General features: G+C 71.2%; 21 protein-coding genes and 1 pseudogene. 10 read left to right on the plus strand and 12 right to left on the minus strand.

The window, feature by feature from the left end:
* Positions 1-8: 8 nt before the first annotated feature.
* Both ASE44_RS08885 and ASE44_RS08890 read right to left on the minus strand, forming a co-directional pair.
* Entirely contained in the window at positions 9-617 is a 609-nt protein-coding gene (locus ASE44_RS08885; protein ID WP_056779021.1) for a hypothetical protein, read from the minus strand.
* On the minus strand, positions 614-1594 hold the full coding sequence (locus tag ASE44_RS08890; RefSeq protein WP_056779024.1) for a glycosyltransferase: 981 nt from the start codon (positions 1592-1594) through the stop codon (positions 614-616). Before ASE44_RS08890 ends, ASE44_RS08885 begins: the two co-directional genes overlap by 4 nt.
* 86 nt (positions 1595-1680) lie before the next feature.
* On the opposite strand from ASE44_RS08890, the gene ASE44_RS08895 reads away from it, so the two are divergent.
* The 3 genes from ASE44_RS08895 to ASE44_RS08905 all read left to right on the plus strand — a co-directional run bounded on the left by ASE44_RS08895 (position 1681) and on the right by ASE44_RS08905 (position 4871).
* Complete coding sequence (locus tag ASE44_RS08895) at positions 1681-2781, plus strand: glycosyltransferase (RefSeq protein WP_157579834.1); 1101 nt, start codon at positions 1681-1683, stop codon at positions 2779-2781.
* 76 nt (positions 2782-2857) lie between these two features.
* Positions 2858-3904, plus strand: a complete 1047-nt coding sequence (locus ASE44_RS08900) for a glycosyl transferase (RefSeq protein WP_056779028.1) — start codon at positions 2858-2860, stop codon at positions 3902-3904.
* 19 nt (positions 3905-3923) lie between these two features.
* Positions 3924-4871, plus strand: a complete 948-nt coding sequence (locus ASE44_RS08905) for a glycosyltransferase family 2 protein (RefSeq protein ID WP_162235743.1) — start codon at positions 3924-3926, stop codon at positions 4869-4871.
* 54 nt (positions 4872-4925) lie between these two features.
* Here the strand turns inward: ASE44_RS08905 and glf are convergent, their stop codons facing one another.
* From glf to recQ, 3 genes are all read right to left on the minus strand, one after another.
* Positions 4926-6092, minus strand: a complete 1167-nt coding sequence (glf, locus tag ASE44_RS08910; RefSeq protein WP_056779033.1) for a UDP-galactopyranose mutase — start codon at positions 6090-6092, stop codon at positions 4926-4928.
* Between the two features lie 93 nt (positions 6093-6185).
* Positions 6186-8267, minus strand: a complete 2082-nt coding sequence (locus ASE44_RS08915; protein ID WP_056779037.1) for an acyl-CoA dehydrogenase — start codon at positions 8265-8267, stop codon at positions 6186-6188.
* A gap of 161 nt (positions 8268-8428) precedes the next feature.
* Positions 8429-10432 (minus strand): DNA helicase RecQ, encoded by a 2004-nt coding sequence (recQ, locus tag ASE44_RS08920; RefSeq protein WP_056779040.1) that lies wholly within the window; start codon positions 10430-10432, stop codon positions 8429-8431.
* A gap of 210 nt (positions 10433-10642) precedes the next feature.
* On the opposite strand from recQ, the gene ASE44_RS08925 reads away from it, so the two are divergent.
* The 3 genes from ASE44_RS08925 (at position 10643) to ASE44_RS08935 (ending at position 14342) form a co-directional block, all read left to right on the plus strand.
* Positions 10643-11299 carry a fasciclin domain-containing protein gene (locus ASE44_RS08925; protein ID WP_056008590.1) on the plus strand — a complete coding sequence of 219 codons (657 nt, stop codon included), beginning with the start codon at positions 10643-10645 and terminating at the stop codon, positions 11297-11299.
* 139 nt (positions 11300-11438) lie between these two features.
* Positions 11439-12050: a hypothetical protein gene (locus ASE44_RS08930; RefSeq protein ID WP_056779043.1), complete on the plus strand. Its 612-nt coding sequence runs from the start codon at positions 11439-11441 to the stop codon at positions 12048-12050.
* A 213-nt stretch (positions 12051-12263) separates the two neighbouring features.
* On the plus strand, positions 12264-14342 hold the full coding sequence (locus ASE44_RS08935) for a cytochrome c oxidase assembly protein (protein WP_056779047.1): 2079 nt from the start codon (positions 12264-12266) through the stop codon (positions 14340-14342).
* 64 nt (positions 14343-14406) lie between these two features.
* Here ASE44_RS08935 and ASE44_RS18950 read toward each other — a convergent pair.
* The 6 genes and pseudogenes from ASE44_RS18950 to ASE44_RS08960 form a co-directional block, all read right to left on the minus strand.
* Positions 14407-14673: hypothetical protein (locus tag ASE44_RS18950; protein ID WP_369817188.1), on the minus strand; the 267-nt coding region annotated here is incomplete at its 5' end.
* Position 14674: 1 nt separating this feature from the next.
* Positions 14675-15094, minus strand: a pseudogene (locus ASE44_RS19100) (copper resistance protein CopC); the annotation flags it as partial.
* Positions 15094-15861 (minus strand): YcnI family protein, encoded by a 768-nt coding sequence (locus ASE44_RS08945; RefSeq protein ID WP_056779052.1) that lies wholly within the window; start codon positions 15859-15861, stop codon positions 15094-15096. The gene ASE44_RS08945 and the pseudogene ASE44_RS19100, both read right to left, overlap by 1 nt.
* Before the next feature lie 144 nt (positions 15862-16005).
* Positions 16006-16620 carry a hypothetical protein gene (locus ASE44_RS18465; RefSeq protein ID WP_056779055.1) on the minus strand — a complete coding sequence of 205 codons (615 nt, stop codon included), beginning with the start codon at positions 16618-16620 and terminating at the stop codon, positions 16006-16008.
* A gap of 74 nt (positions 16621-16694) precedes the next feature.
* Positions 16695-17129 carry a hypothetical protein gene (locus tag ASE44_RS18470; RefSeq protein WP_157579835.1) on the minus strand — a complete coding sequence of 145 codons (435 nt, stop codon included), beginning with the start codon at positions 17127-17129 and terminating at the stop codon, positions 16695-16697.
* A 47-nt stretch (positions 17130-17176) separates the two neighbouring features.
* A complete protein-coding gene (locus ASE44_RS08960) occupies positions 17177-18295 on the minus strand; it encodes an AI-2E family transporter (protein ID WP_056779061.1) in 1119 nt (372 codons plus the stop codon).
* Positions 18296-18412: 117 nt separating this feature from the next.
* Here ASE44_RS08960 and ASE44_RS08965 point away from each other — a divergent pair, with 117 nt between their 5' ends.
* From ASE44_RS08965 to ASE44_RS08980, 4 genes are all read left to right on the plus strand, one after another.
* Positions 18413-19363, plus strand: coding sequence for a pirin family protein (locus ASE44_RS08965; protein ID WP_056779065.1), 951 nt, complete (start codon positions 18413-18415; stop codon positions 19361-19363).
* A gap of 113 nt (positions 19364-19476) precedes the next feature.
* Positions 19477-20058 carry an ECF transporter S component gene (locus ASE44_RS08970; protein ID WP_056779067.1) on the plus strand — a complete coding sequence of 194 codons (582 nt, stop codon included), beginning with the start codon at positions 19477-19479 and terminating at the stop codon, positions 20056-20058.
* Entirely contained in the window at positions 20059-21807 is a 1749-nt protein-coding gene (locus tag ASE44_RS08975) for an ABC transporter ATP-binding protein (protein WP_056779070.1), read from the plus strand.
* The gene (locus ASE44_RS08980) at positions 21804-22637 is read left to right on the plus strand and encodes an energy-coupling factor transporter transmembrane component T (protein WP_082455919.1); all 834 of its coding nucleotides are present in this window, start codon (positions 21804-21806) and stop codon (positions 22635-22637) included. Before ASE44_RS08975 ends, ASE44_RS08980 begins: the two co-directional genes overlap by 4 nt.
* 45 nt (positions 22638-22682) lie before the next feature.
* On the opposite strand, the gene ASE44_RS08985 is transcribed toward ASE44_RS08980, so the two are convergent.
* Positions 22683-23162, minus strand: a complete 480-nt coding sequence (locus ASE44_RS08985) for a GNAT family N-acetyltransferase (protein WP_056779073.1) — start codon at positions 23160-23162, stop codon at positions 22683-22685.
* Positions 23163-23224: the final 62 nt, after the last annotated feature.

Below are 23224 nucleotides of genomic sequence, written 5' to 3' on the forward strand. Positions count from 1 at the left end.
TCTGCGGCTCAGAAGCCCGTCGAGGCGTCGCCCTGGAACACGAACGCGGGCTGTCCGGCCGCGTAGTCGACGGTGATCGTCACGTCTCCCCGAGCATCCTCCGGGATGGTGAAGAGGAAGACCGCGTCCTGCGAGTCACCGGGCCCGACGGTGCCGCTGAACGGCTTGCCACCCGGCTTGACGAGTGTGCCCGCGGGCTCGCGGTCGGCACCGGAGTATCCGTTGACCACGGTGAGGGCGGTGTCGAGCGGCGACGTGGACCCGTTGGTCAGGCGGACGGTGACCCGGATCGCCGGACCGCCGACATCACCGGCTCCGACGGCCTCGCCGTCGACGGACTCGATCGAGACGATCGACGCCGAGAGCCCGCTGGGGGCCGAGACGGGCTCGTCGAGCGGTGCCGGTGGGAACTCGGGCAGCACCTCGGCTGCCCCGCCGTCCGTCGGGCTCGCGCTCGGCGTCGAGGCGGCGCTCGGGGTCAGCGTCGTGGTGGGGCTGTCGCCGGAGCCGGGCGCGGCTGCCGGGCGGACGACGACGAGCACGATGACGACGACCACGATGACCGCGACGGCCACGATGCCTCCGATGATCCATCCACGGCGGACGACGGGGCTCATGCGGTCTCCTCTTCGGGCAGGGCGACCGGCGTTCCGGTGCTGACCCCACCATAGGGCCCGGCGGCCGCGCGCTTCACGAGGGCGCGACCGTCGCGGTGCCCGCGCCAGGCCGAGCCGAGCGGGGCGACCGGGTGCAGGAACTGGCGACGACCGCCCCGCAACAGGATCTGCCACGACGCTCGCGGCGAGCCGCGCAACCAGCGCCGACGCAGCTCCTCGTCCAGATGGACGGCGGCGAACCGCAGGCGGTTGACGACGTTGTAGTAGTAGTACGTCGGCGACTTCGCGCGGCTGCCGCCGGTGCCGTCGTCATGGGTGCCGCCCTCGTCGTGGAGCGCGACGGCCTCCGGCAGGAAGACGATCGAACCGCCGGCGTCCAGCACACGCTTACTGAGGTCGACGTCCTCCCAGTACAGGAAGTAGTCCTCGTCGAACCCGCCGACGGTCCGCCAGAGCGTCGCGCTCAGCACGAGGCACGCACCGCTCAGCCACGGCATCCACGGTCCGGGGTCGTCGGACGGCGCGGTGCTGGCGAGGGAACGCATCGCCCCGGAGTGCATCGACAGGAGGTGACCGCTCGACCACGGTCGGCCGTCAGGGCGGCGCACGGTCGGGCCGACGAGCGCGAGCGGGTCCTGGCGGGCACGGTCGACGAGCAACGCGGTCGCCTCCGCACCGATGCTCGCGTCGGGGTTGAGGAGCATGAGGGTCGTCGTCGTCTCGTCCTCGAGCGCGGCGGCGACACCGGCGTTGACCCCACCACCGAAGCCGAGGTTGCTCGCCGGGTAGACCGCCGTCCAACCGCGCTCGGCGACGAGCCGCTCGACCGCCTGGCGTTCCGCGGCCGAGGTGGGGTTGTGGACGACGACGATGAGCGCCTCGGGCAGTTCGTGCTCCACGGCGACCAGGTGCTCGGCGAGCAGAGCGGACGAACCGTAGTCGACGACCACGATCGCCAGGCCGTCACCGCGATACATCGGGTCCACCGCACACCTCCGCGCCGGCGACTCGGGACGTCTGCCGACTGGCGGTAGTATATGGCGACCGACGGGAAGGCGATGCTGTGAGAGTCCTTTTCGACGGCTACTGGTGGGTGCACGGTCCCGGCGCGAACCGGACGGTGCAACGGGAGTTCATCCTCGCGTGGAGCGAGGCATTCCCGGCCGACGAACTCGTCGTCGCCCTGCGTCGCAAGCACGCCGGCGACCGCGTCGACGACCTGCCGGAGGGCGTCGAGACGGTCGAGACGCGGCTCTGGCCCCAGGCGGTGTCGAACGCCGTCGAACTCCCCCGCCTCGCCCGACGCGTCGGTGCGGACGCGATCCTCGCCCACAACTACGCACCGGCCAGCGGTCGCAACCTGACCTTCATCCACGACGTGATGTTCCAGGAGCACCCGGAGTGGTTCAGCCGGGCGGAACGCGCCTACTTCTCGCTCATGCCCGTGCTCGCCAGGCGCGCCACGCTGCTCGCCACCTCGACGGACACCGAGGCCGCCCGGATCCGGCGCCTCAACCCGCGCCTCCCCCAGGCGACGGCGGTCGGCCTCGCCGTGGGCAACGACCTCGAATCGCTCGAGCAGCAGGCCCCCGCGGGTGCTGCCGATCTCGCGGCCTTCGCGGTCACCGTCGGACGCCTGAACATCCGCAAGAACCTGGCCGCCTCCATCGAGGCCGCCGCGTCCGCCGAGGTCATCACCCCCGAGCAGCCGCTGCTCATCGTGGGCGGCTCCCTGCACTCCGGGGTCGAGACCGCCCTGACCCCCGCCTCGAGCGCAGCGGTCGAGCGCGGTGAAGCCCGCTTCCTCGGGCACGTGACCGATGCGGAACTCGCCTGGTTGTACGCGCACGCAGCGCTCGTCACGAACCTCTCCCTCGACGAGGGCTTCGGTCTCCCGCCGATCGAAGCCGCGCGGTTCGGCGCACCGCTGCTCGTGAGCGACATCCCGGTCTTCCGCGAGACGGTGGGCTCCGTCGCGCATCTCGTCGATCCGCTGGCGACACCGCAGGCACTCGGCTCGGCGATCGACGCCGCCTGGGGTCGTCCTGGAACGACCGAGGCGTACGAGACGCTCCGCGAACGGTACGACTGGGCGGAGGTCGTGGCCGGGCTCCGCGCCGCGCTCGCACCCGCGTCGCACACCGACCGAGGTGCGGCCCGCTAGGCTTACCCAGCAGCGCACTGGCCGACCCGAATCCGGCCGTGAGCGCGCACCCGACCGCCCCTTCTCCCGGCAGGAGATGCCGTTGTCCCGTCGACTCCGCGTCATGCAGGCGTACCAGCGCCTGCGTCCGACGACCAATCCGTACATCGTGCAGCTCGACCGCGCCCTCGGGTCCACGGCCGGGATGGAGCATCTGCGGTTCACCTGGCGGCGAGCGCTGCTCGGACGCTACGACGTGTTGCACCTGCACTGGCCGGAGACCCGCCTCGGCGGGTCGAACCGGGTCAAGGCGATCGGGAACCAGGTGCGCTTCGCCCTCCTGCTGGCGCGACTCCGCCTGTCACGGATCGCGGTGGTGCGGACCGTCCACAACGTCGAACTGCCGCAGGACATCACCCGGGTGCAGCGGGCGCTCCTCGTCGCCCTCGAGCGGGCGACGACCCTCCGCATCGTCATCAACGAGACGACCACGCTCCCGGCCGACCAGCCCGTCGAGACCATCCTCCACGGCCACTACCGCGATTGGTTCGCCGAGTTCCCAGCCTCGGAGGCGACGCCGGGCCGGTTCGGGTACGCGGGCTTGATCCGCCGGTACAAGGGCGTCGAACACCTCGTCACGACCTTCCGCGAACTCGCCGAACGCGGCCGTGCGGTGAGCCTGACCGTCGGCGGGCGTCCCTCGACGACCGAGCTGGCCGAGACGATCACCGGGCTCGCGGCCGACGATGACCGCATCCGACTCGAGCTGCACTTCCTGAGCGACGCCGAACTCGTGACGATCATGACGAGCGCCGAGCTGGTCGTGCTGCCGTACCGGTTCATGCACAACTCGGGCGGCACCCTCGCGGCCCTCTCCCTCGACCGGCCGGTACTCATCCCGGCGAACGAGACCAACGCCGCCCTCGCCGCCGAGGTGGGGCCGGGCTGGATTCACACCTACGAGGGCGAACTGACCGCCGACGACCTCGACCGGACGCTGACGCTGGTGCAGGCAGGCGATCGCTCCGCACAGCCGGACCTGTCCGCCCGCGACTGGGCCGATGCCGGGACGCGCCACCTCGCCGCGTTCGGCCGTGCCGCGGCGCTGCGCCGTGCGACAGGACGGAACCGTCGTGGTCGCTGAGCATCCTTCGGCGCGGCGGGTGACCGTCGCCGTCCCGACCTTCCACCGGAACGCCGAGCTCCGCCGGCTGCTCACCCCGCTGCTGCCGCAGCTCGCCGAAACGGCGGCGGGCGGGGAGTGGGACGCCGAGGTGCTCGTGATCGACAACGACCCGGCCGGCGGTGGACACGTGGTCGCCGATGAGCTGTCGCCGTCCGCGGACGGCCGGCTGCGTTACGTCCTGGAGGGCACCCCCGGCCTCGCCGCGGTGCGGAACCGTGCCCTCGACGAAGCGGACGGACGATTGCTCGTCTTCCTCGACGACGACGAGGAGCCGGCACCGGACTGGCTGGCGACGATGCTCGCGATGTGGACGCATCACGGATCGGCGGCGGTGTTCGGCCGCGTCGTCTCCGTCTTCGAGGTGGAGCGGGACGCCTGGCTCGTGGCCGGGCGGGCGTTCATCCGCCCCGCGCACCGCACCGGGGACCGCCTCCCCGCCGTCGCGACCAACAACCTCCTGCTCGACCTCGACGTCGTCCGACGGCTCAGCCTGCGCTTCGACACCCGACTCGCCTTCAGCGGCGGCGAGGACTCGCTCTTCACCACCCAGCTCACGCGCGGCGGTGGCACGATCCTCTGGTGCGACGAGGCCGTCGTCTACGAACACGTGCCGCAGGATCGGCTCAACCGTCGCTGGATCCTCACCCGCGCGTACCGCAACGGCACCGTCGAGGAGACCGTCGCGCGGCTCGCAGGATCAGGGCCCGCCCACGCGATCCGGGTGCGCTTGCAGTACCTCCTGGGCGGGGTCGTCCGTGTCGTCGGCGGCAGTGGACGGGTCCTGCTCGGGCGTGTCACGGGCAAGCTCACCCACGTCGCGCGTGGCGAGCGGGCGGTCGCCAGGGGCGCCGGCATGATCGCGGGCGCGGCCGGCTTCGTCTACCAGGAGTACGCGAAACGCACCGCGGCCCGACGCGCCGCTTGACCCGCTCCGACCGACCGGACCACGCCGGTCGTCGGACGGGTTCGGCCGCTCGGACTACTCCGCGAGCTCCCGCAGTCGCGGCGCGAGCTGGTTGTCGAACATCGTGAGCGCCGAGGCGATCGCCATGTGCATGTCGAGGTACTTGTAGGTGCCCAGCCGGCCACCGAAGAACACGTCCGGTTCGAACGCCTGCGCCTCGCGGTATCGGGCCAGCTGCTCCCGGTCGGTCGGCGTGTTCACCGGGTAGTACGGCTCGTCCTCGGCGGTGGCCATGCGTGAGAACTCCCGCACGATGACCGTCTTGTCATCCGGGTAGCTGTCGCGCTCGGGGTGGAAGTGCCGGAACTCGAGGATGCGGGTGAACTCGTCCTCCGCGTCGGCGTAGTTCATCACCGAGGTGCCCTGATAGTCGCCCACCGGGTGGACCTCCTGCTCGAAGTCGAGCGTGCGCCAGCCGAGCCGCCCGTGGAGGTAGTCGAAGTAGCGGTCGATCGGCCCGGTGTAGACGACAGGCACGCCCTCCGGCGTGTTCCCGCGGTGGATCGGCTGGCTCTCGTCGAAGAAGTCGGTGTCGAGACGCACCTCGATGTTCGGGTGGTCCACCATCTTGGTCAACCACGCCGTGTAGCCGTCGGTCGGCAGGCCCTCGTAGGTGTCGTTGAAGTACCGGTTGTCGTAGCTGTACCGGACGGGCAGGCGCGAGATGATGTCCGCCGGCAGCTCGCGTGGATCGGTCTGCCACTGCTTCTGCGTGTACCCCGCGATGAACGCCTCGTAGAGGGGGCGGCCGATGAGCGAGACGCCGCGCTCCTCGAGGTTCGTCGCCTCGGTGCCGGCGGCGGCATCGGCCTGGCTGCGGATGAGTTCCCGCGCCTCGGTGGGCGAGTACGCCGCCTGGAAGAACTGGTTGATCGTGCCCAGGTTGATCGGCATCGGGAAGACGACGCCCTGGTGCTTCGTGTACACGCGGTGCACGTAGGGCGTGAACGTCGTGAACCGGTTCACGTACTCCCACACCCGCTCGTTCGAGGTGTGGAACAGGTGCGCGCCGTAGCGGTGCACCTCGATGCCGGTCTCGGGCTCCGTCTCGCTGTAGGCGTTGCCACCGATGTGCGAGCGGCGATCGATGATGAGGACCTGCAGCCCGAGCTCGTTCGCAGCGCGTTCCGCGATCGTCAAGCCGAACAGTCCGGCCCCAACCACGATCAGATCAGCCGTCATGCCACTGCCCTCCACTCGGCACACCGTCGGGTCGATGAGCACTCCGCACAGCGTATCGGAAGCCCCTATCCCCGCTTCGGGGGATACCGCTGATCAGCGCTGCTTCTTGGAGAGCGTCTTCTCATCGACCGGTGCCTCGCCCGAAGCACGACGCTCGGCGAAGTAGTCGGCGGCCTCCTGCTGGCGCTGCGCCTCCTGGCCGGTCGCGATGGGCGCCCGCACATGCTCCGGCGCGAACCCGAAGGCCTCGACCAGGTCGAGGGCGTGCGGACGGAGCCGCGCGATGAGGCGGTCGACGTAGGCGCTGACGGCCTGACCACGCTGCGGCGAGAGCCGACCGTGGATGAGGTACCAGGCCAGGTGCTTCTCGATGAGCGAGAGCCCGAAGAGGTCGTGCACCCAGGTCATGACGTGCTTCGTGCCCGGGTCCTCGATCTGCTCGACACCCTCGGTGAACGCCTCCCACTGCAGGAGTTCGCCATGCGCCCGTGCCGCCTCGATGAGCTCGTTCTGGTGCGCGTTGAAGAGGTCGGACGCGGCCTGCTTCGACAGCTTGTTGGCACCGCGCAGCTTGGTCGCGACCTCGGCGATCATCGACTCGACCCGCTCCGTGAGCAGCTCGCGCTGCACGTTCGTGTCGCGGAGCTGGCTCACCGAACGCGCGGTGGACCCGAAGTCCTTCACCGTCTGTGCGAGGCTCCGCAGGCCACTGTTGTGCACGGCGCGGTCGGTCGCCTGCTCGACCACGTAGCGCGCGAGCGCCCCGGCGTCGACCTTCGCGAACTTGCGGCTGTAGTCGGTGAGGAGACGCTTGGCGACGAGCTGCAGGAGCACGTTGTTGTCGCCCTCGAAGGTCGCGTAGACGTCGAGGTCGGCGCGCAGACCCGTGAGGCGGTTCTCGGCGAGGAAACCGTTGCCGCCGCACGCCTCGCGTGCCTCCTGGAGGGTGTCGAGCGCGTGCCAGGTCGACAGGGGCTTGAGCGCCGCCGCGAGCGTCTCGAGGTCCTGACGGTCCTCGTCGGAGTCGGCCTTCCCGCTGAAGACCTCGTCGAACTTCACGAGCAGCCGGTCGTGGGCGAAGATCTGCGCGTACGTCGTCGCGAGGCGGGGCAGGAGCCGGCGCTGGTGGCGCTGGTAGTCGAGGATGACCTCCTCCTGCGTGTCGCTGCCCGCGTTGAACTGGCGGCGCTCGCTGCCGTAGGTGATCGCGATCTGCAGCGCGAGGGCGGAGGCGGACGTGGCGGCGCCGTCGAGCGACACCCGGCCCTGGACGAGCGTGCCGAGCATGGTGAAGAACCGACGCCCGGGGCTCGCGATCGGCGAGGAGTACGTGCCGTCCTCGGCGACGTCCCCGTAGCGGTTGAGCAGGTTGGTCCGCGGGACACGAACCCCGGTGAAGTGCAGTCGACCGTTGTCGATGCCGTTCAGGCCACCCTTCAGCCCGTCGTCCTCGCCGCCGATCCCGGGCAGGAAGGCACCCTCGTCGTCGCGGATGGGGACGTAGAAGCAGTGGACACCGTGGTTCACGCCGTTCGTGATGAGCTGGGCGAACAGCGTCGCCGCCTTCCCGTGGACGGCCGCGTTGCCGAGGTAGTCCTTCCACGCCGCCCGGAACGGGGTGTCGATGACGAACTCGTGCGTCTCGGGGTCGTACGTCGCCGTCGTGGCGATCGACGCCACGTCGGAGCCGTGGCCGGACTCGGTCATCGCGAAGGCGCCGGGGACGTCGAGGTTCATTGCCCCTGGCAGGAACGCGTCGTGGTGCCGCTCGGTGCCGAGGTGCAGGATCGCGGCGCCGAAGAGTCCCCACTGCACGCCGGACTTGATCTGGAGCGACGGGTCGGCGAGCACGAGCTCCTCGAACCCGGCGATGTTCCCGCCGTGGTCGTCGGCACCGCCGAGGCGCGTCGGGAAGGCCTTGAGCACCTGACCGTTCTCGACGAGCAGCTTGAGCTGGTGGAACACGCGGTCGCGGTGGTCGTCCATCGACTGCCCCTCGATGCGCTGCATCTCCGGGCGGGCGGCGAGCGCGCGGGAGGCGAGACGTGCCTCCGGCCAGGATCCGAGGAGCTGGCGGGCGAGCGCCGGGACGTCGAGCCGCGCATCCGACGGCGCCACCTCGACCGTCGCTGCCGTCGTACCGCTGACGCTCGTCCGGATCGCTGTGTCGACCATCCCTGTGCCCTGCCTTTCACCCATGAAAACCTCCCACAATGGTAGGACTGTCATAACGAAGCCCGAAAGCACCTGTGGGATGTGGACAAGGGGCCGCCCGATCGTGGCGAACCGGGTTGGTCATGCCCCACAGCTGTCGCAGGAAGCTCCCAGGCCGTGGCTCAGCTGTTCGCGGACACGACCTCGACGAGCGCCGCACCGTAGGCGTCGAGCTTCTTCGCACCGATGCCGCTGATGCCGTCGAGCTCGCCGAGTGAGGTGGGTTTGGCCGTCGCGACCGCCCGCAGGGTGGCGTCGCCGAAGACGATGTACGCCGGGACGCCCTGCTCCTTCGCGACGCTGGCCCGCCAGGCGCGGAGTGCCTGGAAGAGCTCGGCGGCGGCCGGTTCCAGCTCCGCGTTCGCGCCAGCCGACCGGGAGGACGACCGCGAGGAGGACCTGGCGGCGCGTTCCGGCTCGCGGCGCATGGCGACCGGGCGACTCCCGGCGAGCACCTCGGCGCTCCCCTCGGTGAGGCCGAGCGTGCCGTACTCGCCGACGGTGGCCAGGAGGTCGCGTGCGAGGAGTTGGCGGACGACCCCACGCCACTCCTGGTCGCTGAGGTCTTCGCCGATGCCGAAGGTCGCGAGCTCGTCGTGCCGCTGCTGGGCGACCCGGTCGGTCCGCTTGCCCCGGAGGATGTCGATGATCTGGCCGGCACCGAACGACTGGTTCCGTTCGCGCTTCAGGCGCACGATCGTGGAGAGGAGCTTCTGCGCCGGGACGGTGCCGTCCCAGGTGACCGGCGGTTCGAGGCAGGTGTCGCAATTGCCACACGGGGTCGACGGCTGGCCGAAGTACCGCAGCAGGTTGACCCTGCGGCAGTCGACCGTCTCGCAGAGCGCGAGCATGGCGTCGAGGTGCGCGCTCAGGTTGCGCTGGTGGGCGAGGTCGCCCGGCGACTCCGCGATCATGCGGCGCTGCTGCACGACGTCCTGGAGGCCGTACGCGAGCCAGGCGATGGACGGCTCGCCGTCGCGGCCCGCGCGCCCCGTCTCCTGGTAGTACCCCTCGACGCTCTTCGGGAGGTCGACGTGGGCGACGAACCGGACGTCCGGCTTGTCGATGCCCATGCCGAACGCGATGGTCGCGACGACGACGACCCCGTCCTCGCGGAGGAAGCGGGACTGCGCGGCCGCGCGGACCGAGGCGTCGAGGCCGGCGTGGTAGGCGACGGCGTCCACCCCGTTGTCGCGCAGGAGCTGGGCCGTCTGCTCGACCGTCTTGCGGCTCAGGCAGTACACGATCCCGGCGGTGCCGGCCGGCTGCTCCTTCACGAACGCGACGAGCTGCTTGCGGACCTCGTTCTTGCCCACGATGCGGTACTGGATGTTCGGGCGATCGAAGCTCGAGACGAAGTGCTTCGCCTCGCCCAGGTGGAGGCGCTGGGTGATCTCCTGGTGCGTCGCGTCGGTGGCGGTCGCGGTGAGGGCGATCCGCGGGACGTCGGGCCAGCGTTCGGCCAGCTCGCCGAGCATGAGGTAGTCGGGGCGGAAGTCGTGCCCCCACTGCGACACACAGTGCGCTTCGTCGATGGCGAGGAGCGCGATGGTGCCCTGCCCGAGGAAGCGGCGGGTGGCCTCGGAGCTCAGCCGCTCCGGCGCGACGTACAGGAGGTCGAGCTCGCCCGCGAGATACGCCTGCTCGACCCGGGACCGCTCCGCGGGATCCTGCGTGGAGTTGAGGAAGGCGGCACGGACACCGACCGCGAGGAGCGCGTCGACCTGGTCCTGCATGAGCGCGATGAGCGGCGACACGACGATGCCCGTGCCCGGCCGGAGCAGCGCGGGGATCTGGTAACAGAGGCTCTTGCCGCCACCCGTCGGCATCAGCACGACCGCGTCGCCACCGCCGGCCACCTGCTCGATGATCTGCTGCTGTTCTCCGCGGAACGCGTCGTACCCGAAGACGGTGTGCAGGGCCTCCTGCGCTGTGGCGAACTTCTGGCCTGCGGCGCGCGTGACGGCCGGGGTCGCCGTGCGCGGGGCAGCCGGAGCGGCCGTGGACGGCGCCGCGCCCCAGCTGACTCCGCCGCCGAGGTAGGCGTCGTCGGGCGGCGGTGCGTCGAAGTCGTCGGGAGCGTCCGCGTCGTCCGGGATCCAGTCGGGTTCGGTGCTCCAGCTCATCCGTCGATCGTAGCCGCCACAGCCGACATCGCCGCGCGAGCCTCCACCGCGGTCCGGACGGAAAGTTCGTTCCTCTTAATGCCGGAGGGTCGTCGAGGCCGGATCCGAAGATTTTCCAAACCACCCCTGTGGGGGCTCCGAAGTGTCATCGAGGGCCGGTTCTGAGAGGCACTCGAACAGCCGGTCCAAACCTCATCAAAGGAGAATCACATGCGTACCATCAAGCGGAACCACATGGCAGTGCTCGCACTCGCCGCCGTCGCAACCTTCGGCCTCGCAGCCTGTTCCAGCGGCTCCAGCTCGGACAGCGGCTCCTCCATGGAGCCCAGCTCCGCACCCACCGAGTCCATGGCTGCCGACCCGGCAGCGGACCTCGTCGGCTCGGGCTGCGCCGCCTACGCTGACGCCGTCCCGGACGGTGCAGGATCCGTCGCCGGCATGTCGGCCGACCCGGTCGCCGTCGCCGCATCGAACAACCCGCTGCTGACCACGCTCACCGCTGCGGTCTCCGGCCAGCTGAACCCCGACGTCAACCTCGTCGACACCCTGAACGGCTCCGAGTTCACCGTCTTCGCTCCGGTCGACGACGCGTTCAAGAAGATCGACGCCGCCACGATCGACAGCCTCAAGACGCCTGAGGGCGCTGCGACGCTGACGTCGATCCTCACCTACCACGTGATCCCCGGCCAGATCGCGCCGTCGGACATCGATGGCGACCAGACCACCGTCGAGGGTGGAACCGTCAAGGTCGAGGGCTCGGGTGACAACATCACCGTCAACGGTGCCAAGGTCATCTGCGGTGGCGTCAAGACCGCCAACGCGACCGTGTACCTCATCGACTCGGTCCTGATGCCGCCGGCCAAGTAGCCGACCGCGGGTTCACCCGCACGCATCACCAGCGACACCCGCAGCCCCGTCATCCGCACCGGATGGCGGGGCTGCTTCGTCGTGTCCGGGGCCGATCGTCGGCGACGCCGAGCGGACGCGCGTCTGTGAGAATGGACCCATGCCGTCAGACCGCTCCGACCGCGTCCTCCGCGGCTCGAGCGCGGCGGTGTTCGCGACCTTCATCGCGCTGCTGTCCCACGTCGCGGGCGGGGGCCAGGTCCCGGGTGCCCTCGGTGTCGTCGTCCCACTCGTCCTCTCCACGGCGGCCTGCGTCCTCCTCGCCGGTCGGCGCCTGACCCTCCTGCGGACCACGCTCTCGGTCGTCGTCAGCCAGGTCCTGTTCCACACCCTGTTCGTGCTCGGCACCGCACCGCGAACGCCTCAGCACCCTGGAGCCATGGCGCACGGCACGCACGGGTCCGCCGCAACGGTCGACCTCGTCACCGGCGCGACCGCGAGCCACCACACCGATGTGGGCATGTGGTCCGCCCACCTCGCCGCCGGTCTCGTGACCATCGCCGCCTTCCAGCGCGCGGGCTCGCTCCTCGCGGCCCTCGCGGGCGTGCGGGAGTTCGTCCTCGTCCGCCTCATCCGCAGAGCGCTGACGGACGCACCGCCGACGCGCCCGACGCGCGTCGAGACGGCGACCGAGCCCCGCCTGGCGCACCCGCTCGGCTTCCACCCCGAGACGACCGCCCTGCGCGGCCCGCCGCTCGCGACCATCCGCTGAGCACGCGGCCGGCCAGGCCCCATCGGTCCCCGTCGACCGCCCCACACCGCGGGTCGTCCCACCGCGCTCCGACATCCGGAGCGCCGCGCGACCCGTCTCCCCATTCCCGTCGCTCGACCACGGTCCCCGCCGACCCGTCGAGCGGCCAGTGCTGCGGCGGCGACGCGTCCCGAGGGACGAGCGCGCCGACCCCGCAGGAAAGGAGCCACCACCGTGGCCGAACCCCGCACCTCCTCCCCGCCGGACGACGACCTCGCGGTCGCACCGAACCGCTCCCCCGGCCTGGCTCCGATCCGGGCACCGGAGGCGATCATGCTCGCATCCGTGCCGGTCGCCGTCGCCGTCACCCTGCTCGCGCTCGTCGGCACCGGGGCGTTCTCGACCGGGACCCTGCTCTCAGACCCCGGTGTCGTGGTCACGAGGGGGCTCCCGATCGCGCGCGTGGTCCACGATGCGGCGGCGGCGGTGACGATCGGGCTGCTGACCGCCGCGACGTTCCTCCTCCCCGGGCAGCGGATCGTGCCCGGCATCGTCTCGTTCTCGCAGGCCAAGGCCGTCCGCTGGGCCGCCTGGTCGTCGGCCGTCTGGTTGGCCGCCGGTATCGCGGTCCTCGTGTTCACCGCGGCGAACTCCATCGGCGTCCCCGTGTCGTCGCCCACCTTCGCCAACACCTTCCTCTTCTACGCGACGCAACTCGAACTCGGTCAGACGCTCCTCGCCTCGCTCGGGTGCGTCCTCCTCGTCGGCTGCATCGTGGTGCTCGCGCGCCGTCTCGCCTGGGTCGCCGCGGCGAACGCCATCGCGGTCTTCGCACTCCTGCCGCTCTCGCTGTCCGGACACGCGGCCGGCTCCGACGAACACGGCAACGCGGTGAACTCGCTCGCCGTCCACCTCATCGGCGTCACCGCCTGGGCGGGCGGCCTCGTCGCGGTGATCCTGTTGCGCCGAGCCGTCGGAAACGAGATCGGGGTCGTGGTCGCGCGCTACTCGGTGCTGGCCGGCTGGGCGTTCGGGGCGGTGGCCTTCTCCGGTGTCGTGAACGCCTCACTGCGTCTGGCGGGACCGTCCGACCTCCTGACCCCCTACGGGCTGCTCATCGTTGCCAAGACGGTGGCGCTCGTGCTCCTCGGTTGCGCAGGCGTCTGGCACCGCCGTCAGTTGATCCCGAGGCTGCTGCGTCCGAACCGTGATCCGAGGGCCTTCATCCGCCTCGCGGTGGGCGAGGTCGTCGTCATGGCCGTGACGATGGGCGTCTCCGTCGCGCTGTCCCGCAGCCAACCGCCGGTGTCGCAGGAGCCCGTCGCCGACGACGTCCGACGCCGCCTCCTCGGGTTCGAGTACCCACCGCCCGTGACGCCGCTCCGGATGTTCACCGAGTGGCACGTGGACTGGATGTGGGCCGGGATCGCGGCCGTCGGCGCCGGCTGGTACCTGTGGGCGTTCCTGCGGCTCAGACGGCGCGGTGACGCGTGGCCGGTGACCCGGCTGGTCGCCTGGCTGCTCGGCTGCGTCGCACTGCTGTACGCCACGAGTGGTGGCCTCGCCGCCTACGGCCAGATCCACTTCAGCACCCACATGCTGCAGCACATGGCGCTCATGATGATCGTGCCGCCGCTCCTCGTGCTCGGCGGCCCGGTCCTCCTCGCCCTCCGGACCCTGCCGGCCCGGACGGACGGTGGGCGGGGGCTCCGCGAGTGGATCCTCGCCGTCGTGCACTCTCGCTATCTGAGCCTCCTGTCGAAGCCCGCCGTCGCCGGCGTCCTGTTCGCCGGCAGCCTCGTGGTGTTCTACTACACCGGCTGGTTCGAGTGGGCGATGATCGCGCACCAGGGTCACGTCCTCATGACCGTGCACTTCCTCGCCACCGGGTACCTGTTCTTCTGGGTGCTGATCGGCGTCGACCCCGGTCCGAACCGGCCCGCGTTCCCGTTCCGGCTCATCCTGCTGCTCGCGACCCTGGCGTTCCACGCCTTCTTCGGCCTGGCGATCATGTCGAGCTCGACCGTGCTCGCCGCCGACTGGTGGACGGCCCTCGGGTACACCGACACCGCCGCGCTCCTCGCCGACCAGGGCGTCGGCGGTGGCATCGCCTGGAGCGTCGGGGAGGTGCCGGCGGTGCTCGTCGCGCTCATCGTCGTCTCGCAGTGGGTCCAGAGTGACGAGCGCGCCGCGAAACGGTACGACCGCCGGGCGGAGCGCGACGGTGACGCCGAGCTCGGCGACTACAACGCCCGTCTGGCGCGCATCAACCGGCAGGACGAGCGGTCGGGTGAGGACCGCGAGCACTCCTGAGCCGGACGACGACGGCCCNCGCCGGCAGTGGATGCCGGCGGGGCCGTCGTGGTGCGGAGGACGATCAGGAGGTGGGAGGACCGTCCGAGCCGGAACCGCCCGACACCGAGGTCTGGTCGTCCGGCTCCGGCTTGCGACGGGTCACGAGGAGCACGCCGATGCCGGCCACCAGGACGACACCGATCGCGCCGACCACCCACCAGACGTCGCCGCTCAGACCACCGGTGGCCGGTGTGGCGGTGTCGCCATCACCTGCGCCACCCGCAGCCGACGACGGCCCGACGGACGAGGCACCGCTCGTCGCGCACGCCGGCTCCGAGCTGCCGGCGGCNGAGCTCCTGACCCTCGGCCGGTGCCCACTGGAAGGTGTAGCTCCCCGACAACGGATGCCCGTCGGTCGACACGAGTTGCCACACGACCGTGTACTCCCCGGCCTCGCCGAGCTGCATCGGCATGACGAGCGCCGGTCCGTTGACTGCCGCACACGCCGTGCCGTATTGGAGCTGCTCGTCGCCGGGGCCGGTCACCTGGATCTGATTGGACTGACCCGCCTCGCCGAGGTCGAGCAGGTTGTCGTTCGTCGTGATGACGACCTGCTCCGGCTGCTCGGTGACCGTCGATCCCTCGGCGGGGCTCGTCGAGACGATGGTGTTGTGCGCTGCAGCCGGACCGGCGACGGCGAACACCGCCGCCGCCGCGAGGAACGCGGTGGCGACGGAGCCGACGAGGCGGCGGCGACGGGCCGTCGTCATCAGGCCTGGCGCTTCGCGTCGGACGCCGCGCGACGCGCGGACGCGGCGATCACGATGCCGGCGGCACCGACGACGAGCCCGGCGATGCCGAGCACGCGTCCCAGGACGTCGGTGGTGCCGGCGTCGGAGGCGGCAGCGGCCTCGGTGTGGTCACCGTCGCCGTCGTCGTCCGTGGCAGCCGCGCCGTGGTGGTCGCCGGCCTCGGCGGCCGTGACGACGACGACCGGTGCGGGCGACTCGAGGTCGTCCTCGGTCTGGCCGTCCTTCGCGACGTCGGTCCAGTCGGTCTGGCCGACCTCACACGTCTGCGTCACCGGGAACACGAGGGTCTTCCCCTCCGCGTCGGCCGGCAGCTGGACCTGGAAGGAGACGGTGTCGCGGTAGCCGTCGGCGAGCGGCGTCTTGGCCGTGTAGACGACGGTGCCGACGCGTTCGGCGAGCTGCTCGCCGTGGCTGTCGGTGATGGGCTTCGCGAGCGGGGCCATCTGCTTGTCGATGGTCCAGTTCGGGTTGACCGTCGGCGTCACGGCGTTGATCTCCTCGGGGATCTCGAAGGAGAGGCTCGTGGTGGGCGAACCGTCGCAGCCGTGACCGACGGCGAAGCTCAGCACCGTGTAGGAACCGGCGGCGGTCGAGGTGGGCGTGACGCTCACGTGGGCGCTGGCGGCGAGCGGCGCTCCCACGGCGAGGAGTGCTCCGGCGCCGATGGCGATCGCACCGAGGGCGGCGGGCTTGCGGAAGGTGGGGCGGGGGGTCGTTGCGTTCATGATGTCCTGTCGACTGCTCCGCGGCGTCGAGCCTGCGGAGACGGATGGGGCGACGCCTGGGCGGGCGCGCCGGTGGGTACTGCGATGCGGATGGCCGACCACGCCGCGCACAGCACCCGTCCGTGTCGGACGGTGGCGCGGCGGTCAGGCGGTGGCGAACGCCGGAGGACCGCGGTGACGCAGGTGGAGCAGGACGACGCCGAGGTTGCGCGGGCGCTCGTTGACGCGGACCCACTGCACCCGCCGAGGTGCCGGGACGAGGTGGACCGGGGCGGCGCGACGTGCGAGCAGCCGGACCGTCAAGGCCGCGAGCGCCGCGCGGGTCGCGCGCTCGGCGAAGAGGATGGCCGTGATCGTGGCGACGGCGGCGACGAGGTGGGCTACCCACATGGCCGTGGCGCCGTGGCTGTGCATGGTGATGCCGCCGCCGGCCGCCAGCTCGACGACCTGGTGCCGGTGCCACGAGCCGGCGCCGGATCCGCCGCCCGAGGTCACCGTGGCGCTGACGGTGCTCGGGACGAGGGTGAAGAGCGCGTGGTAGCCGAGCTGGCTCACGAGCACGGAGGCGACGATCCCCGGAACGGTGATGCGTCGGCCGGCGAGCAGCACGCAGACGAGGACGGCGAAGGTGCCGCCGACGAGGAGCACGAACGCGGACGGTGCCGCGGCCCCGCCGATCGTGTGCGAGAGCGCGGCGGCGAAGGTGGCGAAGGCCGCTGCGGCGGTGCCGCGGGCGACTCGAGCCCACCGTTCCGTCATGCCAGGCCTCCGGGAGAACGAGCGGACCAGGTGTCGACGCTCGGACACCCAGACTACCCGAGCGATGGTCGCGCTCAGGCCGCGTCGGCCACGAACAGCAGGACGATCGACGCGACGGAGCAGGCCACGCCGATGCCGAAGCTCACCCAGAACAGCAGCCGGAGCGCCTTCGCGTGGTCGGCGCTCCGCGTGAACCGTGCACGGGACGGCTCGCGCCGGGCGTAGAAGACGTTCGGTTCCTCCGGGTCGCGGAGCGCGTCGAACTCCGCGTCGGAGACGGGACGGGAGTACAGCTCCGCGGCCTCCGTCATCCAGCGGACCTCCCGGCCGGCCGTCCCCTCGGGGCGCTCCGGATCGACCGGTCCGTCGACGATGACGCCGTGCGTCTCGATCCAGCTGCCGTCCGCCGCCCTGGCGATGAGCATGGCGAGGAGCACGACGACGGCGCATCCGAAGCCGATCCAGGTGAAGACCTCGAACACGAGGCCGAGGAGGTCGTGGGTGTCCACGCTCACATGCTATCCGGCGACTCCGGGTGCGCCGGCGACCGCTCGACTCAGACCGACTCCGGGCGCTTCTGTCGCATGGGTTCCGCCGGCTGGTCCGGACCGTTCCAGACGCCGACGATGCCCCAGGCGACCGCGGCGATCGGGACCGCGAGGACCGCCCCGACGATGCCGCCGAGGATGGTGCCGGCCGTCAAGGCGAGGAGGACGACGAGGGCGTGCAGCTTGAGCGAACGCGCCATGACGACGGGCTGCAGGAAGTTGCCCTCGAGCTGGTTCACCAGGACGACCACACCGACGACGATGAGCGCGGCCACCGGACCGTTGGCCACGAGCGCGACGAGCGCCGCGAGGATGCCGGCGGCGGTCGCACCGACGATCGGGATGAAGGCGGTGAGGAACACGATGACGCTCAGCGGCAGCGCGAGCGGGACGCCGATGATCGCGAGGCCGATGCCGATGCCGAGCGCATCGACGGCCGCGATCGTCGCGGTACCGCGCACATAGCCGCCGAGCGTGTCGACCGTCTTGCCGCCGACGCGCTTGGCGCGGTCGTACGCGGCCCCGGTGAAGGGGCGGAGCAGGAACTCCCAGAGCCGCGGCCCGTCCTTGAGGAAGAAGAACAGCACGACGATCATGAGGACGAGCCCGGTGAGGAAGCTCGCCGTCGCCGAGACCCCGGCGAGCGCCCCGCTGCTGAACTGGCTCGAGGTGAGGAAGTCGACCGCGGTCTGCTTGGCGTCCTCGATCTGCTTCTCGTCGATGTCGAACGGCAGGGTGCCGAGCCAGTCCTGCAGCTGCCCGAAGCCCTTCGAGGCGGAGTCGACGAGGTCGTCCCACTGGCTGCGGACGGCCCAGACGATGAGCCAGCCGATGCCGCCGAGGACGACGAGGATCGAGACGAGGGCGATCCAGGTGGCGAGGATCGACGGGAGGCCCTTCGACCGCATCCACCGCATGAGCGGGTAGATCGCGGACGCGAGGATGAGGGCGATGACGACGGGGATCATCACGAGGGAGAGCTGGGTCAGCGCGAAGACGATCAGCGCGGCGACGGCGACGATGGCGAGCGTCTGGACACTCCGGGTCGCGAACGTGCCGATGCGGTCGTGCCAGAGCCCTCGTGCGAGCGGCTCGGGCGTACCGTCGTGCTTGTCGAACAGGCCCATGGGATCCCCAATCTCGGGAGCGACGGGACCGGAGCGGCCCCGTCGCCCAGTCAAGCACGTCGGCGAGGACCGCGGCAGACCGAGCGGAGTAGCGTTGGCCGTGATAAGGAGGCGCTCATGACGAGACTCGACGCCGATCCGGTACCCAGCGTCTGCCACGCGCCCGACAGCTCGGGCACGCGGCTGCTCGAGGCACGTGAGGTCCCCCTCGGCGGCGTCCGAGGCCTGAGCGTCCACCGCACCCTCCCCCAGCGCGAGCTGCCGATGATCGGCGCCTGGTGCTTCCTCGACCGCTTCGACGAGGACCACGCGCGGATGCGGGTCCTGCCGCACCCGCACACCGGCCTGCAGACCGTGACCTGGCCGCTGGCCGGCGACATCCGGCACCGGGACAGCGTCGGCAGCGACGTGGTCGTCCGCCCGGGTGAGTTGAACCTCATGACGAGCGGCGTCGGCGTCTCGCACTCCGAGTTCTCCGTCGGCGAGGAGGAGGACGAGATGCACGGCCTCCAGCTCTGGGTCGCCCTCCCCGAGCATGCCTCCTCGGTCCCGGCGGCGTTCGAGCAGCACCGGGACCTCCCCGTCCACACCGCTCCCGGTCTCCGCGCGACGGTCCTCGTCGGCACGCTCGGTGCGGCGACCTCCACCGCCACCGTGCACTCACCGCTCCTCGGGGCCGACGTCGTCCTCGACCCCGGTGCAGCGGTGACCCTGCCGGTCGACCCCGCCTTCGAGCACGGCGTCCTCGTGATCGAGGGTGAGCTCGACGTGGACGGCACCGACCTCACCTCCGGTCCGCTGCTCTACCTCGAGCCGGGTCGCGACCACCTCAGCCTCGGCAGCGCCTCGGGTGCCCGATTCGTCCTCCTCGGTGGAACACCGTTCCCCGAGGAACTCGTCATGTGGTGGAACTTCGTCGGTCGGAGCCACGAGGACATCGAGACCGCCCGGGCGGACTGGGAGGCCGGTTCCCCGAGGTTCGGCTCGGTGGCCGGTCACGGGGTCGAGCGCATCCCGGCCCCGCCGCTGCCGAACGTCCGGCTGACCCCGCGTCGGCGGTCGATCTGATCCCTCCCGGACGGTGCTCACCATCCCGATCCGGACCACATCCGTCGGCCGTGCGCCCGGCGAAGGGAGGATAGGCTGTCCTCAGGAGATCGGCTGCTCGTGAAGGTGGGCTCATGCAACGTCTGAGTACGCGACTGCTGCTGACCTGCGCCGCGATCGGCGTCGGGGGCGGCCTCGTCTTCGTCGTCTCCGGGTACGTCGGGGGCACGATCTCCGCCACCGCGCCGGTGCTCTACGGCCTCATCATCGGTGTCTACTTCCTGCCGGGCGTCGTCGCACAGGCACTCCTGCGCCGAGGCGGCGTAGCGCTCATGACCGGCCTCACCGCCGGCCTCGTCTCCGCGGCGTTCAGCCCGCAGTGGTTCTTCCGCTACTTCGGCACCGGCCTCGCCATCGGCCTCCTCCAGGAGATCCCCTTCGCCGTGTCCCGGTACCGCGTGTGGCGTTCGTGGGTCTTCTATCTCGCCGCCGGGATCGCCGGGCTCGTGTTCGCCGCCTCGGTGCTCGTCGTCCTGGGCATCGACCACTTCACCCCGGTCGCACAGGCCGTCTACATCGCCCTGTTCGTGCTCAGCCCGATCGCGTTCACCGCGGCCGGACGCGGCGTGGCAGCAGCGCTCGCCAGGGCAGGGGTCGGGCGATCCATCGCCAAGCCGGTGCAGCGCGGCCGCGGATCCGTCGACACGCGGGCCTGAGTGGACGTCGCTCCACCGGCGCAGCCCGCCACCCTCGTCCGACGGGTGCGCATCCGTCATGACGACCGGGAGCTGTGGACCCCGGACGACGTCTCGTTCGGGATCGCGCCGGGCGAGGTGGTGCTCCTGCTCGGACCGAGCGGGTCCGGGAAGTCGACGCTCGCCCTCGCCCTCAACGGCCTCATCCCCCACGCGCTCCCGGCCGAACTCGAGGGCACCGTGGTCACCGCCGGCCTCGACACCGTGGATGCGACCGTCGCCCAGCTGAGCGAGCACGTCTCGATGGTCTTCCAGGATCCGGACGCGCAGATCGTCACCGGTTCGGTGCTCGACGAGGTGTGCTTCGGACCGGAGAACCTCCTGCTCCCCGTCGAGGACGTCCTGGCCAGAGCCGAGCGCGCGCTGCGGCAGGTCGGGCTCTGGGAACGGCGGACCGAGAACCCCGACCGCCTCTCGGGCGGCGGCCGGCAGCGCCTCGCCATCGCCTGCGCCCTGGCCATGGGTGGCGAGCTGCTCGTCCTCGACGAACCGACCGCCAACCTCGATCCGGCGGGCATCGAGGAGGTCTACTCCGCGCTCCGGTCCCTCGTCTCCGCGCCGGACGGTTCCCGGGGTGACCACGCGATCCTGCTCGTCGAGCACAACCTCGACGCCGCCATCGACCTCGTCGACCGCGTCGTCGTCCTCGACCGCGACGGCCGTCTCCGATTCGACGGGCCGACCCGCGAGGTCCTCGTCGGCCATGTCACGGAGCTCCTCGAGATGGGCGTCTGGCTGCCGGTCGCCACCCTCGCCGCGCTGCGCCTCCAGGAGGCGGGCGTCCTGCTGCCGAGCCTCCCCCTGACACCCGACGAGCTGACCGTCGCCCTCGACGCGATCGAGCTGCCGGCGCCCCCCTCCGCCGTCGCGGCACCGGTCACGGCCGACCGGTCCGTCGCGGTGCGTGTCGACCGCCTCAGCGTCGAGCGCGGCAGGGGGCGACACCGGACGCGGATCCTGCACGAGGTGAGCCTCGAGGTCGACACCGGCGACTTCCTCGCCGTCATCGGCACGAACGGCGCCGGCAAGACGACCCTGCTCCAAGCGATCGCGGGCGTCGTCCAACCCCCTCGAGGCCGCATCGACGTCGGCGGGGTCGACCCCGGCCGGAGCGACGTGCGCACGGTCGCCGCGCACATCGGGTTCGTCTTCCAGAACCCCGAGCACCAGTTCATCACCCACACCGTCCACGACGAACTCGCGCACGGCCTGCGGATCCGGGGCGTCGACGAGCCGGAGGTCGAGTGTCGCGTCACCGAGCTGCTGCGCCGCTTCGGGCTCGAGTCGGCGCGTGAGGTGCACCCGTTCCTCCTGTCGGGCGGTCAGAAGCGGCGGTTGTCCGTCGGGAGCGCACTCATCGCCGGAGCCCCGGTGCTCGCGCTCGACGAGCCGACGTTCGGGCAGGACCGCGCGCGGGCGAACGAACTCCTCGACCTCCTCGCCGAGCTCAACACCCAGGGCACGACGGTCATCGTCGTGACCCACGACCTCCAGCTCGTCGCAGACCACGCCACCCACGTCGCGGTGATGGCCGACGGGCGGCTCCTGGCCCATGGTCCGACCGGCGCCGTCCTCGCCGACGACGACCTCATCCAGCGGGCCGGCCTGCGTCCGCCGCCGCTCGCGAGAGCCATGCGCGCGCTGGAACACCACCCCGAGTGGCGGCATCTCTCGCGGCTCGACGATCTGCCGGGGACGGACGCCCCGTGAGCACGACGTCGATCGACCCGTACGCGACGAACGGGACGCACCCGGCGAACCGGTTCCTGTACCGCTTGAACCCGCTCGCGAAGCTCGGTGCACCCCTCCCGGTGATGGCGGTGCTCGCGTTCACGAGGGACCTCCTGACACCGACGCTCTGCATCGCCCTCGCCGTCGTGATCATCCTCATCGGTGCTCGACTGACGAGACCGGTCGCGCTCCTCCTGTTCGTCGGGCTCCCGGTCGTCGTCGGGATCATGTCGTTCAGCTTCGGCCTGTGGACCGACCCGGGCAAGGTCGACCAGTCCGTCCTCCTGTTCCAGATCGGCGACTACCGCTTCTTCCTCGGGGCGCTGCTCGTCGGACTCGCGACGGCACTGCGGCTGGCGAGCCTGCTCGTGCTGGCCCTGATCGGCGGGCTCACCTCCACCGGACCGGACGTGGTCCGCGCGATGATCCAGCAACTGCACGTGCCGTACCGGATCGGGTACACGGCGCTCGCGGCCTACCGGTTCGTGCCGCGGTTCGGCCATGAACTCGAGGTCATCCGTTCGGCGCACCGGGTTCGCGGGATGGCCGAGGGGCGCGGTCCGATCGCCGCCGTCCGCCGCACCGGCGGGTACGTCGTACCGCTGCTCGCCGGGGCGATCCGGCACGCGGAGCGGGTCGCCCTCGCCATGGACTCGCGCGCCTTCGGGGCCCATCGGACGCGGACGGAACGGTACCGTGTCCCGTTCCGCGCGCGCGACTGGATCTTCATGGTCCTCTTCTGGCTCGTGAGCGCCACCATCGTGTGGTGGAGTCTCACCGCCGGCCCTGGCCCGGTCACGCGCGGGTGAACCGCTGAGCACCCTGGCGGGGCCATCCCGTCGACAGGCCGGTGCTCAGGGGCCGAGCTCACCGGCGAAGCAGACCGTCGACCCGGAACGCCCCACCTCGGCGAGACCGGCCTTCTCGAGGACACGCTGCGACGCGACGTTCGCCACGTCGGTGTCGGCGATCGCCCGCGACGCGCCATGTGCGCTCGCCACGGCGAGGGCTGCGACGACGACCTCGGTCGCCAGCCCGACGCCACGCGCCGCCGGGATGAGGCCGTACCCGAATTCGACCGCACCGGAGCTGTCGGGCGGGCCGAAGAAGCCGAACCCTCCGACGGCCAGTCCCGCGGCGTCGCGGACGAGGTAGAGCGTGAACACCGGATCGTGGTCGGTCGATGCGGCGTGGCTTCGGAGTGGACCCAGTTCGTCGGCGAGCGGATACTCCGGGTGCCACGCGTCGCCGTCCCGCTCGTCGCGGTCGACGATCCGTCGGGCAAGCGCCGGGGAGATGGGTTCGAGTGTCGTCCGTGCCGTGTTGATGGTCATCGATGTCAGTCTCCCATCGTCTCGGGCGATGCCGGATGATCGAACGTATGTTCTAATGGGTG

Origin of the sequence: Plantibacter sp. Leaf1, from assembly GCF_001421315.1 — a bacterium.
Lineage (GTDB): Bacteria > Actinomycetota > Actinomycetes > Actinomycetales > Microbacteriaceae > Plantibacter.

Excerpts from the sequence above, each read along its gene's own strand:
- ASE44_RS08900 (WP_056779028.1), top strand. The coding sequence starts at position 2,858 with ATGCCGTTGTCCCGTCGACTCCGCGTCATGCAGGCGTACCAGCGCCTG.
- ASE44_RS08885 (WP_056779021.1), bottom strand. The coding sequence starts at position 617 with ATGAGCCCCGTCGTCCGCCGTGGATGGATCATCGGAGGCATCGTGGCC.
- ASE44_RS08945 (WP_056779052.1), bottom strand. The coding sequence starts at position 15,861 with ATGAACGCAACGACCCCCCGCCCCACCTTCCGCAAGCCCGCCGCCCTC.
- ASE44_RS08965 (WP_056779065.1), top strand. The coding sequence starts at position 18,413 with ATGACGAGACTCGACGCCGATCCGGTACCCAGCGTCTGCCACGCGCCC.
- recQ (WP_056779040.1), bottom strand. The coding sequence starts at position 10,432 with ATGAGCTGGAGCACCGAACCCGACTGGATCCCGGACGACGCGGACGCT.
- ASE44_RS08890 (WP_056779024.1), bottom strand. The coding sequence starts at position 1,594 with ATGTATCGCGGTGACGGCCTGGCGATCGTGGTCGTCGACTACGGTTCG.
- ASE44_RS08985 (WP_056779073.1), bottom strand. The coding sequence starts at position 23,162 with ATGACCATCAACACGGCACGGACGACACTCGAACCCATCTCCCCGGCG.
- ASE44_RS08915 (WP_056779037.1), bottom strand. The coding sequence starts at position 8,267 with ATGGTCGACACAGCGATCCGGACGAGCGTCAGCGGTACGACGGCAGCG.
- ASE44_RS18465 (WP_056779055.1), bottom strand. The coding sequence starts at position 16,620 with ATGACGGAACGGTGGGCTCGAGTCGCCCGCGGCACCGCCGCAGCGGCC.
- ASE44_RS08925 (WP_056008590.1), top strand. The coding sequence starts at position 10,643 with ATGCGTACCATCAAGCGGAACCACATGGCAGTGCTCGCACTCGCCGCC.
- ASE44_RS08930 (WP_056779043.1), top strand. The coding sequence starts at position 11,439 with ATGCCGTCAGACCGCTCCGACCGCGTCCTCCGCGGCTCGAGCGCGGCG.
- ASE44_RS08960 (WP_056779061.1), bottom strand. The coding sequence starts at position 18,295 with ATGGGCCTGTTCGACAAGCACGACGGTACGCCCGAGCCGCTCGCACGA.
- glf (WP_056779033.1), bottom strand. The coding sequence starts at position 6,092 with ATGACGGCTGATCTGATCGTGGTTGGGGCCGGACTGTTCGGCTTGACG.
- ASE44_RS08970 (WP_056779067.1), top strand. The coding sequence starts at position 19,477 with ATGCAACGTCTGAGTACGCGACTGCTGCTGACCTGCGCCGCGATCGGC.